General features: G+C 35.1%; 10 protein-coding genes and 1 pseudogene. All 11 read right to left on the bottom strand.

The genetic code is table 11. From position 1 onward, the window contains the following. Positions 1–69: 69 nt before the first annotated feature. Positions 70–683, bottom strand: a pseudogene (locus tag LGZ98_RS08315) (sugar phosphate nucleotidyltransferase); the annotation flags it as partial. Between the two features lie 691 nt (positions 684–1374). Then, complete coding sequence (locus LGZ98_RS08310; protein WP_262977952.1) at positions 1375–2328, bottom strand: DMT family transporter; 954 nt, start codon at positions 2326–2328, stop codon at positions 1375–1377. 290 nt (positions 2329–2618) lie between these two features. Beyond that, positions 2619–4493 carry a polysaccharide biosynthesis protein gene (locus LGZ98_RS08305; protein ID WP_228902729.1) on the bottom strand — a complete coding sequence of 625 codons (1875 nt, stop codon included), beginning with the start codon at positions 4491–4493 and terminating at the stop codon, positions 2619–2621. A 9-nt stretch (positions 4494–4502) separates the two neighbouring features. Continuing rightward, positions 4503–5114, bottom strand: a complete 612-nt coding sequence (locus tag LGZ98_RS08300) for a sugar transferase (RefSeq protein ID WP_113043040.1) — start codon at positions 5112–5114, stop codon at positions 4503–4505. Next, positions 5115–6272: a DegT/DnrJ/EryC1/StrS family aminotransferase gene (locus tag LGZ98_RS08295; RefSeq protein ID WP_113043038.1), complete on the bottom strand. Its 1158-nt coding sequence runs from the start codon at positions 6270–6272 to the stop codon at positions 5115–5117. Then, entirely contained in the window at positions 6265–7503 is a 1239-nt protein-coding gene (locus LGZ98_RS08290) for a glycosyltransferase family 4 protein (protein ID WP_113043035.1), read from the bottom strand. The genes LGZ98_RS08295 and LGZ98_RS08290 overlap by 8 nt, the downstream gene beginning before the upstream one ends. Beyond that, positions 7500–8570, bottom strand: a complete 1071-nt coding sequence (wecB, locus tag LGZ98_RS08285) for a non-hydrolyzing UDP-N-acetylglucosamine 2-epimerase (protein ID WP_262977951.1) — start codon at positions 8568–8570, stop codon at positions 7500–7502. Before wecB ends, LGZ98_RS08290 begins: the two co-directional genes overlap by 4 nt. A gap of 5 nt (positions 8571–8575) precedes the next feature. Continuing rightward, positions 8576–9664 (bottom strand): glycosyltransferase, encoded by a 1089-nt coding sequence (locus LGZ98_RS08280; RefSeq protein ID WP_262977950.1) that lies wholly within the window; start codon positions 9662–9664, stop codon positions 8576–8578. Between the two features lie 11 nt (positions 9665–9675). Continuing rightward, a complete protein-coding gene (locus tag LGZ98_RS08275; RefSeq protein ID WP_262977949.1) occupies positions 9676–10548 on the bottom strand; it encodes a hypothetical protein in 873 nt (290 codons plus the stop codon). A 346-nt stretch (positions 10549–10894) separates the two neighbouring features. After that, complete coding sequence (locus LGZ98_RS08270) at positions 10895–12001, bottom strand: D-glucuronyl C5-epimerase family protein (RefSeq protein WP_262977948.1); 1107 nt, start codon at positions 11999–12001, stop codon at positions 10895–10897. Positions 12002–12008: 7 nt separating this feature from the next. Then, a partial coding sequence (locus LGZ98_RS08265) for a lipopolysaccharide biosynthesis protein (protein WP_262977947.1) occupies positions 12009–13231 on the bottom strand: 1223 nt, incomplete at its 5' end.

Raw genomic sequence — 13231 nt, 5'->3', positions numbered from 1 at the left:
AGTTAAAGAATAACAGTAGAATATGGGATTTCGGGTGACCAGCGGGTCTACTCGCTTGGAATCCCAATTATCATTAAGATACATCTGGTTAATTGATGTTATTTCTAATTCTCCACGATCTGATGGTTTTTACTCTTTTTGCAAAATCAACGACTCGGTTGTCATAGAAATAAAGACCGGTAACAGCATAATCAGATTTGGGTTTTTTAGGTTTTTCTTCAATAGGAATTGCTTTCATTTGGTTATTGAATTCAACGATACCAAAGCGCTCTGGATCTTTTACTTGATAACCGAAGGTGGTAGCTCCAATTTTTTGGGAAGATGCTTTTTGTAGTCTTAGTGAGAAAGCTTGTCCCCAGAAGATATTATCTCCTAAAACTAAACAGATTGAGTTATCACCAATGAAACCTTCACCGATAATGAATGCTTGGGCCAGTCCTTCAGGTTTATCCTGAGTTGCGTAACTAAATCTTTATTCCTAAGCTATTTCCGTCGTTCAAAAGGTCTTTGAAGTTTACTTGATCTTCAAGGAATTGTAATAATAAGAATATCTTTTATCCCTGTTAGCATCAGTACTGGTAATAGATGATTGGTTTGTCCTACTATAGGAAAAAGGTGTTTTAGAAGATATACCCATTGTTATAGGATATAACCTTAGTGCCGGAGTCACTGGCTAAGAGAAGCCTTTCAGATTAATTTGACCAAATAATATATTGCTTTTGAATATGGGTTAATTTTACGAAAATCACTAAGTGAAGTTGTTTAATGATTTTTGCTTAACATATAAAAATTTTTATAATTTGCATATGGCAATGAAAAATCTAAACCAACATGTTAAAAGTCATTAAGCAAAGCTACCGCACTAGGTTTTTGGCTCCCAGAGCGCCTGTAATATTCGGAAATCTTATCTACTGCACTGATTTTCCAATACTTTTGTCTGTCTTAACAAAAAGTAATGGGGGATAAGATTTTGTAACTAGTTGGGGTGAGATTAGACTGTAAACTTATCTGGGTCAAGCTTAACAAACCACTTGTTTAACTAATTGGTAGAATACAGTTAGCTGAAATCTGTATTACTGCTCATGGAATGGCGGTTAGATTTTACCAACAACGTACTATATGCCTTGTTTTTCAACAGGTTTACTGCTATTCCATTCGCTTCGGGATGTGGCAGTATTTCCGTGATATCCGTATCCAATAGTAAAGTTTAATTGTGGCATCATGCTTATTTAGCATGGTGATTAGTGAGGAAGAGTGGTCAGTGTAGGTTCGGGGGTATTTGGCAATATATTATTGATGGTCAGCAGAGTTTTAGTGGTTTTCTTTAGTTATAACATTAAAACGAACCTAAACTTGCTGTGAATAGAATCGCATTCATTTAAGTGTCAGAATCAATTTTTTGATATTAAGTGGATTTACGGCAGTTAGGAATGAACCGGCAGAGACGCCTACGCATAGGAATAATAGTTTTATAGAGATGGGTTCATCTACCAGCAAACAAGCAAAAATTACCGCCCAGATAGCATAGGTGATGTTTAAACTCATCGCACGGATGGGTTGAAGCATGCAGATTGCTTTGTAGTAGAAGAGGTACGATAGTGTGGCGACCAGAGAGGTGAAAAATAATAAGGAGTATAATTCTATATTTGAAAAAATATGTGTAATTCCAGGAAAAGAGTGAATGAATAATATGATCATGATTAAATAGCCCACTGAGGATGATAATTGCCTGATGAAATAAGCAATATCAGCAGGTATATCTTTGTTCATGCCGTAAGAGCTGATAACAACTTCGGAACTCCAGCCTAGTGCGCATATAAAAGCGAAGAGAAAGCCTATCCAGCCAGATATTGTTTGAGTTGATGCCGAATAGCCGAGTATCATGGTACATATAACGGCCAGTATTAGTCCCAATATGCCGATAAGGTGAATGCGATCTTTAAGTAGAAAAAAAGAAATGAGCGCGCCAATAGCCGGGTAGGTTGCTGAAATAGTGGCTGTGTAGCTAATGCCAATGTATTGAATAGCTAAGATATAACAAGACATGCCCATTGGGCCACCAAATATAGCCGCCAGTACAATTATGCCATTTTTCTTGTTTTTGGGGATAAGGCGTATCGCTCGGTATTTTCCTTTAACTATAAGATATATAAACATATATCCGCATGAGATCGTATCATTCAGGAAAGCGAGTATGATGGGAATGAAAAAGTAAGAGGAAAGAGTAGTGTTTTTTAATAATAATGCGAAAAGTACGCCGCTTAGCCCCCAGAAAACACCAGAGGATAATCCATAAGCGTTAGCTGTTACTTTACGGCTTGTGAACATAGCTATTTGGGTACTTTTTCATAAATTTATAGGCTCATATTAAAAGGCTAGCTTCATAATTTCCAGATGTTTAATCATTCTCCTTTGTTGAAGGAAGAAATGAAGGAAGTATAATGTATAGGGTATATCTAATAATGAGGTTTTTGTTGGCTTGTTATTTTAATTTTCGAATTATTTGATTTTTAATTGCTCGAGTGTTAAAAATTTCATAGGATTATTATTTGTCCAGAAGGCTAATGTCGGTAATATGATTTTCAGCCAGCTTCATGACATGAATGTATTTATAGATATTATTTTAAAAGATCGTAAATATAATCCTTAGGATGAAAATCAATAGGCGCATTGATAAGGATCTGCCTAATATGTTCAAAATCGTAATTTTCACAAGATGTTTTTAAGTCATTTAATAATGGGTTTAATTTATCCCAAGTCAGAAAAACTTCATTGGCAGTCATTATTCTTGGGTGATTGGTGCCAGAAACGTTATCACCAATTAGGAGTTCTTCGTAAAGTTTTTCACCAGGTCTTAATCCGGTAATTTTGATTTCGATATCACCATGAGGATTGGTTTCATCTTTCACGGTCAGGCCGGAAAGGTGGATCATTTTTCGGGCGAGATCATAAATTTTTACTGATTCTCCCATATCCAGAACAAAAACATCGCCATTATTGCCCAGTGCTCCTGCCTGGATGACTAATTGGGCGGCTTCTGGAATCGTCATGAAGTAACGGGTAATGTCTTTGTGAGTGAGGGTTATCGGTCCACCACTTTTTATCTGTTTCTCGAACAGGGGGACAACGGAACCGGATGAGCCAAGGACGTTGCCAAAGCGAACCATTGAGAATTTTGTGTAACTGTTCTCTTTAGCGAAAGCTTGTAGTATAAGCTCAGCAAATCTTTTTGTTGCCCCCATGGTATTTGTCGGGCGGACGGCTTTGTCGGTAGAGATTAATACAAATTTTTCAACTTTTTGATTAACTGCTGCTTTAGCGAGTGAGAGGGTACCAAAAATATTGTTATTAATGCCCTCTATGGTATTCATTTCTACCAGTGGAACATGTTTATATGCCGCCGCGTGGTATATGGTATTAATGTTAAATTTATTGATTATTCTGTTTATTTTGTCTGAATCTTTTATGTCACCTAGAATTGCAGTAATCGTTATATTAAAATCTTTATCTGAGTTTATCTTTTGTAACTCTTTTTCTATTGAATAAAGGCAATATTCGGTTAATTCAAATAAGACCAGTTGCGAAGGGGATTGAGTAATGATTTGCCTGCATAATTCTGAGCCAATTGAACCTCCGGCGCCAGTAATAAGCACATTTTTGTTTTTGATGTTTTTACTGAGTAAATTTTGTAATGGGTTAACCTGTTCTCTTCCAAGTAGATCGTTAATGGAAACGCGTTTCAGTGAGTTTATTTGCGCTTTTCCTTCAACCAGATCATTGAAGCTTGGGATGGTGAGGATTTCACAATGCTCTTTTTGTAGTTTCTCAAGTATTTTTTTTCTATCAGATATAGATGCACTGGGTATGGCTAATAATATTTTCTTTATATTATATTTTTCAACTAACAGTGTTATTCTCTCTGGAGAAAAGACATAAACCCCATGAATAGATAAATTGTGTAATTTAATGTTATCATCAACAAAAGCAATAGGGTTGAATTCTCTGTGCTCTCTTAATATGGGTAAGAGTTGCCGGCCAGATTCTCCTGCTCCGTATATGATAACAGGCGTGCCTTTATATTTTAATAAATTACGTAGTGTTCTATAGACAAATCTTGTACCGCAGAGTGAGATAACCAGAAAAGAGAAGTAGATAATTGGTACGGTTCTGGGTAAAAATGCTTGTTGGTATAAGGAAATTGCAGTCAATAGTAGAGTAGATAGAAATGAACCAAAAATGGCCCATTTCAATATACTCATGTTGACATATTTTAATATCGATCTGTAAAAGCCAATTCTTAGGAAAATAAATAGTGTGAAAGGTATGGTGAATATAATCGTTAACCAATGTTGTAAGCTGAAAATTGGCACTTCTCTATCAAGACGTAGCCACATGCTTAGCCAGTATGAAATAATGATAATAAATATATCTACAATCAGAAGAACGATGGTTTTAATTAATCTATCTTGGTTGAAAAATATTCTCTTGTTCATAATGGTTAATTACCTAAAAACTACTTTGTAGATTGTTTTGAAAATAATCTTCAGGTCATAGAAAAATGACTGTTTATCAATATATTCTAAATAGTACTTGGCTTTTATCGGCATAATAATATCGATATAAGCTTGATGAGGATCTTTATATTGGCTTAATATCTGGTTTTCATCGATCATTTCTATAGAAGCCAAATCTGTTATGCCGGGTTTTACCGATAATATTTTGTTTCTGATATCATCTGGATATTTGTCCATAAATTGTGGTACTTCAGGTCTTGGCCCGACTAAGCTCATTTTGCCTCGAACAACATCAATCAGTTGAGCTAATTCATCAATTTTATATTTGCGGATAAATTTTCCAGAGTTGGTAATACGGAGATCATTACCAATAGTGAGTTGTCCTTTTTGCTCTGATCCTGTGGTCATGCTCCTAAATTTGTGAATATAGAAATCGTGATTATATTGGCCTACCCGTTTTTGTCGGAAAAAAATAGGTCCTTTCGAATCCATTTTTATCCAGATAGCAATCGTTATTAAAATAGGGAATAATAGAATGAGCCCAATGAGAGAAGAGGTAAAATCAAAAAGCCTTTTTATAGCTAAATAATATGTCATCATTTATGCCAAGATCTCTTTAATTGTGTTGATAACGTAGATTTGGTCTTCTTTTGTCATTTTTGTATATAAAGGGATAGATACAATTCTTTTAAAATTTTCTTCTGCGACTGGGAAGTTGTTTTCATCAAGAGAGTAGGTGTTTTTCCAGATGGGTTGTTTATGCAGTGGGATAAAGTGGACAGAGCAGCCTATATTTTTTTCTGCCATTTTTATGATAAAGTCATCTCTGGATATTTTGACTTCATCATTTAATCTAATGGTATATAGATGCCAGGCGTGTTGGCTATTAGGCTCTTTAGGTTTAGTCGGTAAGATAATCGGCAGATCTTTTAATTCATTATCATAGAGTTTAGCCATCTCCTCTCTTTTCTTTTGAAAAGCGTCTATTTTCTGTAATTGATGGATACCGATGGATGCACAAATATCTGGCATGTTATATTTATAGCCCGGTTCAATAACTTCATAATACCAGGCGGGTATTTTAGATTGATATCTATCAAAAGCGTCTTTGCTAATGCCGTGGAGACGCATTATTTTTGTTCTTTTTATGATATCTGGATCTCTGGAGACTAACATGCCTCCTTCTGCTGTCGTCATGGTTTTATTCGCGTAGAAGCTGAATACGGTGACATCGGTGTCTAGCGTGCCAATTTTCTTTCCCTTGTATAAAGTCGGAAATGAATGGGCGGCATCTTCAATTATTCGTAGATTAAATTTTTTAGCTATTGCAATGATGGCATCCATATCACAGGATAAACCTGCGAAGTGTACTGGCATAATTGCTTTAGTTTTGGCGGTTATGGCTTTTTCTATTGCTATTGGGTCAATATTCAGGCTGTCAGGTAAAGAATCAACAAAAACAGGGTGAGCTCCTAAATAACGGACAACTTCTGCTGTTGCCGTAAAGGTATAGGTAGGGACAATGACTTCATCTCCCGGCTGGATACCAATGGCTTCCAATGCTAAATGTAATCCCGCCGTTGCTGAATTTACAGAAATTGCTTCAACACCAGAACCTAAATATTGGGCAAAATCTTGTTCAAATCTTTTGGCTTTAGGTCCGGTGGTTATCCAGCCGGTTTTAAGTGAGTCAATGACTTCATCAATTTCGGATTGTCCAATTTCAGGTAATGCAAAAGGAAGGAATTTATTATTCATGATTGATTATGGCCTTTATGAAATTGTCAGCTAATACGGAATAAGCGTGATTTTCTAAAGCGTAAATTTTACCTTTTTGCCCCATTTGGTTTAATTCGTCAGTGGATAATTCACTGAGTTTTAATAAAGCCTGAGCAATCTCTTCTGGCTTATCTGATTTAATTGTAATACCGCAATTCACGTCAGAGACGGGATCATTGCCGGCGTCAATTGCACATAAAATAGGTTTGCCTGCCATCATGTAATCAATAAGTTTATTGGGGCTGATGCCAAATCTGAATAATGATTGCTTTTGTAATCCTATATAGGCAATGTCAATTTTATTGAGTAGTGTTGGGATTTGAGTTTTGGGGATCGGATCAAAGAATATAATGTTATTTATGCCTAGTAATTTAGATTCCTCAATTAAATTATCCTTTTCAAGGCCCGTGCCGACTAATAAGAATGTCATCGGTTGATCATGAAGAAGTGAAGCGGTTTTGAGTAATTTTTCTAGTGCATTTGGGCGGCCGTGGGCGCCGCTATAGCATACAATTTTATGCCCTTTATTTTTTTCAGTTACGATAAGTTTTTCGAGTGAACTGTTTAACGGAGTAGGTTGATTTATCCAATCCTCTACAACCACGCCATTAGGGATAATATGTAATTTATTGAGATCTAATCCATGTGCTTTCGTATGTTCTTGTACATTAGGAAGCATGGAAATAACTATATCCGCATATTTATAAGCCGCGTTTTCAGCAAGTTGGCATAATTGAATAAATGGATGTTTAGGTGACATTCCACCTAGTTCTATGGGTGAGAGAGGCCATAAATCATGGAGTTCAAAAACCAATTTTGCATTGGCTTTTTTGGCAAGCCGTTTTGCCACCCAGATATCCATTGGATATGTACTTGAAGCAATAACAACATCTGGTCGATATTTTTTGACTAAGTTATGGCTATCAAGCCAAATTTGCCGTAAAAAAGAGAAAATATTTTTGACTCTGGATAATCCGTTTCCGTTGTAGTTCGGGGTTGGATACCAGATATATTCTAATCCGTTAATATTTTCGGTGGTTTTTTTATTATCTATTAGTTTGGGTTGTTTGGTCCGTACATGAGAATAAGAGGCTGCGAGTAGGGTAATATTATGTCCCGATTTAACCCATTCTTGTCCTAAATGATATGGGCGAAATTCCATCCCAAGATCCGGTGAGCCGGCATAGTGGTTTATATAGACGATATTCATAGTAATTTTTCTAGTTCGTCAGCAATTCTTGTCGCAGCGATACCACCACCATACATGGATTGAATCGAGTCCATATTAATTCCAATCATGTCATGCACGGCTTGGGTTATTTTTTTATTTTCCGCCTCCGAGAGTTTATTTACGCCCGCTGCAATTAATTCTACCCATTCAGTTTGATCCCTCACGGTCACACAAGGTTTCTTGAAGAAAAAAGCCTCTTTTTGGAGTCCACCGCTATCGGTAATAATCAGGGAGGTGTTTTTAAGTAGCCAGATCATCTCTAAGTATCCGACTGGCTCAATTAAATGAACATCTAAATGTAAGTTGTATTGTGCTAACATTTTTTTAGTTCTTGGGTGAATTGGCATAAAAACAGTAGCAATTCTTTCATGTATGTCATTTAAAGCGTTTACTATTTCAGTTAGACGTGCCTGATTGTCGGTATTTTCAGCACGATGGAGCGTGGTTAATATAAAGTTCTGTATCGCATCCAGCCCATCAGGTTTTTTCGCCATTTGGCTAAAATATAAGGCGGCATCTTCCATCACATCACCGACTTTTTTGATATTAACGGGCTTTGAACCGAAGCCTTCTTTTTGTAGGTTATTGACGGCAGTGTCTGTTGGACAAAAGAGAATTGAACTCACATTATCGGTTAATATTCTATTGATCTCTTCGGGCATCTGCATATTAAAACTACGCAGACCGGCTTCAACATGGATAATGGGAATATGTAATTTAGATGCGGCTAATGCGCCCGCTAAAGTCGAGTTTGTATCACCATATACCATAACGGCATCCGGTTTTTCTATGATAAGTACTTTTTCAATTTCGATGAGCATTCTACCTGTCATTTCACCGTGTGAGCCACCGTGAATATTGAGCGTGTAATCCGGTTTGGGAATGGCTAAGTCATTGAAGAATACATCAGACATATTAGTGTCAAAATGTTGACCTGTATGAATGATAATTTCTTTAAATTTTTTATTATCTTTTAAGGCAAGAGAAACAGAGCTTGCTTTAATGAATTGTGGTCTGGCGCCTAATACGGTGATGATTTTTTTCATATCGATTAACGTCCAATTTGTTGATAAAATTTGGTTAGTTTATTTTGTTCAATATCCCAATTGTATTTTTCATTGACTGCCAAGAGACCATTGTTACCCATTTCTTCTGCTATATCAGGGTTATTTGATAAGTAATCTATCGCATCAGCTATTTGCTTAGGGTTTAATGGATCGACACAAATGCCACAATGGTTTTTTACAACAATATCTTTCCATAATGTGAAATTTGAAGCGATAACAGGGATGCCGGCACTCATATATTCGAATATTTTATTGGGTTGGGCATCAATATGATTGGGGAGTGGGTGATATAGAACGATACCCGCAATAGATTTAGATAAAAGTTCCTTGGTTTCTATGCGATTTAAAAATCCCAGTGCATCTATTTTGTGCCAATTTTTCATGTTTTTTATTTTGTTCTCTAAATCTGTGTCAGAAAAATTGCCCGCTAATTTCATTTTTGTATTCGTCGTGAGGTGAGAGAGGGATTCAACCATCTCGGCTATACCTCTAATGTCGGAAATGCCGCCGACATAGCAGACTTGTTTTTCTTTTTCATGCCAGTTGGCATGCTTATTATGTAACTCACCTAATATGGGATAGTTATTAATGTCTATGGTGTTGTGATTGAGTTTTAAGAATTTGTCTCTTATTGATGGTGTGGCGGTAATAATGCCATCAAATTTAGGTGCAGAATACTTTTCGTAGAGGGTAAATAATTTAGAGATAATCACTCGGGTAAATTTATTTAAATAAGGTTTGCTAAAAATTTGTTTAGGGACATCTTCATGGGCATCAAAAATGACTATTTTACCTTTCTTTTTCAGTTTTAATCCAATAGGGATGAGTTCCGGATCATGAAAATGATATAAGTCAGCGTCTAATTCTAATGCTTTTTTATAAACTTTATCGGTTGTTTTAAAGATTCTATTTAATCGGCCGGGTAATATACCGACATCAATGATAGTAATGTTATTTTTGATTTCATTATCTTTACCATCTGCGACAATAAGCGAGACCTCATGTTCTTTTTGTAAGGCAGAACATTCTTTTAGGAAAATACGGATGTCGAAACGTGAATGTACCGAGGTCATGTGTGTAATTTTCATAAGGATATTTTGTTAGTTTTTGTAGGGAATAAAAATAATAATATGCTTAATGCCAGCAGCCCATAGGTCAGTAGCAGTGCTGTAATTGCTGAGTTTGATATTGTGTATACAAAGGGTAGATAGAGTGTCGTTGAAAATTCAAATGGAACCTTTTTTGAGCTCAGGTTCATGGCAAAGATTAATATATTAAATATAAAAAAGTTTATTATTAAACCCAGTGTACCGTATCTGGCGATACCGTCTCCAATAAAGCCAGTATTCGCTGAACCTGAGGTGCCATAATAGATTTGAGAAACTATTTGAGGCGCTTCTGTCGTAAATTCACTATTGTTGTTGTAAATATAATCATAAAAGTAATAAGTATTTAATGTTGGTGTGAAGAATACTCTGCGTAGCCAATGTATCAGTGGGTCATAAAAATCGAAAATAAAATATAATATCCCGGCGGTCAGGAATAAATAGAGAATGATATTTATCACCGAGTTACTTATCGATCTTGTTCCTTTTATATAGAAGAATAGAATGATAACGGCAAGATTCATGAATGCTATGCTTTTTAATCCTGAGGAGCTGTAGATTAAATAGGAAATCATAATGCTTATTGTAATGAGGACATATTTAATCGGGCCTCTGATATAGAGTGAAGCTAATAATAGTAATGGTGAGATAACATATCCCCCATTGGTGATGATGTACATAGTGAGTAGCGGCGTGTTGTCTTTAAAGTGCTGTCTCACGGAATAAACTTTAAATATATTAGGGGGTATTAAACTTAATCCAGGATTACTCATGACGAATAAGAGTACAATAATACCACATCCTATTATCAGTATTTTATATAAATCCCACGGGATTTTTAGTTTTGGCATGGTTATTCTATCTATTATCCGAAAGAATAATATAGATGAGAAAAATAATATGTTTATTGTGCATACGAAAATGATTGAATAGACAGAAGCTGAATTAATCAGTGGGAATATAATTGATACCGGTATAATGTAAGTGATATAGATTAACCATAAAAAAACCATCACGGGATTTTTTTGGTTGTTGAGTAAAATGAGTGGTAAAAATGATATCCAACAGAAAAAAATACTTAAGTAACCTTGTGGGGTAATATTATAGCCTCTTACCTCATGGAATGTATCTAATATAAGTACTGAATTCAGGTAGATAATAACCTGATAGATAAATATTTTCAGGATTATTTTAATATTATTTTGCATTTTTGCTGATAAAAAAGTAAATGGATGATAATACTAAGATAGACAGGAAATACATAGTGATGAATTGATAGTATGCCCAACTCGTAGGGCCATGTTTTATGTAATAATACCCGCTATTAGCGGCGGAGTTATTCCAGTTGTTATATAAGTCTATTATTTCTTTATTTTTAAAATTTTGATTTCTATCTATCAGATCTTTTAAAAGAAGGGTATGTATTTTATGATATTTAATGTTGCTTGGATTGCCAATTAAATCATAGCTGGACCATTCATTTTTTATGTCGAACTTAAATATATTATGACTGATTGATTGATATAATTTATCGGATATTTTGGTGTTTTCATCTATATTTAGATAATTTTCAAAGGATTCAATACCATAAGTAGAGTAGACCATGCCGTTTAATACAAAAGCTAATTGATCCGAATTGGCTTGAGGATCAACATACTCTTCAATCCAGGGCATATTATCTAATGTTGTTAAACTTCCGCCTTTATGGATAGGCGCGAGTGATGATTGATATAGTAATTTCGACGTCAGCAAATATTTATCATCACTAAAATAGTCATAAGCTCTTAATAAGAGAATAATGGCATAGGCATCGGTTAGCCCAGACCACCAAGGGGCATAGAGTTTATTATTTTTGTAGCCTTTATATGACCAATCAAAATCATATAAGTAATGACTTTCACCATGAAATGATTTTATATTATTAAATAACCAATCGGCTGAAAATTTAAAATTAGTCATTAATTCATTTTGATTGAATTGAGGTGGCGGTACATTCCATCCGGGTAAGGATGAATCGGTTCGCCATAATATATTGGCGTTATCTTGATTTAAGCCTAAAGAAGAGTATATCAGGCCATAGTGAACAACATAAAATGGGGATAAGAATGGCTCTGGAATATGAGGTGAGTGAGATAAAGGAAAGCCATTGCTATTAAATTCGCGTTGCGTGAATTTCCCTTTCATGACTAAGTTTCTCACATTGCCATTGAATTCGTCTAGCTCATAAGCATATTTATTGAATGTATAGCTGACAATCATCACGATAATGATATAGGGAATTATTTTTATTATGATTTTCTTCATGTTAACCTTATTGACGCATGAAAGATAATTTTAAAATATAAGCCGTACTTGTCATATAGAGAACAAAACTTGTGAGTGAAAATAATAATAGGGTAAGGTAAATATCGCCTAATAGATATCCAGTAAGGAGGGCGATTAATCTTAATATAATCGATGTTGTCTGAATAAATAAATTGCTTTTCTGATGTTCATAAATGGATAAATATACCGATAACGATGAGTATATTATTTGCCCGCATAAGTGTGGTATTAAGCATAATAGATATTTACCTGATTCTCGCCACTCTTCACCGAAGATAAAGGTTATGATGGGTATGCCCGTGAAGTATGTCACTATAGCAAATAAAATAGCAATCAGTGTTAGGCAATAAAATGTTTTTTTTATCTTTAAGAAAGGTGTTATAAGCGTGTCTTTTAAATATCCTTGTAATATAGATGAAACGGTTTGGGATAATAGTGTAATTGGGGCTCCTGATATTCTGGATGCAATTAAATAAAATCCTGCCGATTTTAGCCCATAGGTGGACATGATAAATAATTGGGGCAGTTCATTACTCAATGTGTTAATTGAAGCCGCAGGAAAATCATAAACGGGAAATCGATAATATTTCTTAGCCAGTAGTCTTATTTTTCTAATTTCATGTTTGCTGATAATTAAACGATATTTGGATCTTTTACTTAAAAATAGAACACCTAATGATTGGCCTAATATTTGGCCTAAGATGAGACTGCTTGCGCCTAAATGGGCAATGCCGCCAATGATTTGGGTGCTAATCATGGCAACGGTTTGCGTTATTTTAGTGATAGAGAGTGCATGGTATTGTTTTTCTCTTATACTATTGAAACTCACTGCTCGATAAAATCCATAAGTGATAATACCTAGCGGGATATAGTATATATAGTTTCCTATAATTATTTTTTCTGGTGTATTAGATATTGCAAAAACAGTGATAACGATTAGGCTAATGGTTATTGGAATAATGCAAGATAATGTGACTAATGAGTTAATTTCACGACTTTTCCCTGATGAACTTATTGAAAATTCATATCGAAGACAAGCACCTACGGCAAAAACACTTAAAAGCGATGAAAATGAAGCGTAAATACCTAATTCTTCCGGTGAAAATAGTCTTGTTAATACGGGTGTTGATAGTAATAATAATATCTGGCTGAATAATGATGAGAGTAATAAGCCAGATATATTCCTCAATAATTTATGATTCATGGATT

It is taken from the genome of Photorhabdus kayaii (assembly GCF_025384895.1).
Classification (GTDB): Bacteria; Pseudomonadota; Gammaproteobacteria; order Enterobacterales; family Enterobacteriaceae; genus Photorhabdus; species Photorhabdus kayaii.
Note: the sequence above shows the minus strand (reverse complement) of the source record. Positions and strands in the feature narration are given on the sequence as shown.

Excerpts from the sequence above, each read along its gene's own strand:
- LGZ98_RS08295 (WP_113043038.1), bottom strand. The coding sequence starts at position 6,272 with ATGAATAATAAATTCCTTCCTTTTGCATTACCTGAAATTGGACAATCC.
- LGZ98_RS08275 (WP_262977949.1), bottom strand. The coding sequence starts at position 10,548 with ATGCCAAAACTAAAAATCCCGTGGGATTTATATAAAATACTGATAATA.
- LGZ98_RS08280 (WP_262977950.1), bottom strand. The coding sequence starts at position 9,664 with ATGACCTCGGTACATTCACGTTTCGACATCCGTATTTTCCTAAAAGAA.
- LGZ98_RS08305 (WP_228902729.1), bottom strand. The coding sequence starts at position 4,493 with ATGAACAAGAGAATATTTTTCAACCAAGATAGATTAATTAAAACCATC.
- wecB (WP_262977951.1), bottom strand. The coding sequence starts at position 8,570 with ATGAAAAAAATCATCACCGTATTAGGCGCCAGACCACAATTCATTAAA.
- LGZ98_RS08300 (WP_113043040.1), bottom strand. The coding sequence starts at position 5,114 with ATGATGACATATTATTTAGCTATAAAAAGGCTTTTTGATTTTACCTCT.
- LGZ98_RS08310 (WP_262977952.1), bottom strand. The coding sequence starts at position 2,328 with ATGTTCACAAGCCGTAAAGTAACAGCTAACGCTTATGGATTATCCTCT.
- LGZ98_RS08290 (WP_113043035.1), bottom strand. The coding sequence starts at position 7,503 with ATGAATATCGTCTATATAAACCACTATGCCGGCTCACCGGATCTTGGG.
- LGZ98_RS08270 (WP_262977948.1), bottom strand. The coding sequence starts at position 12,001 with ATGAAGAAAATCATAATAAAAATAATTCCCTATATCATTATCGTGATG.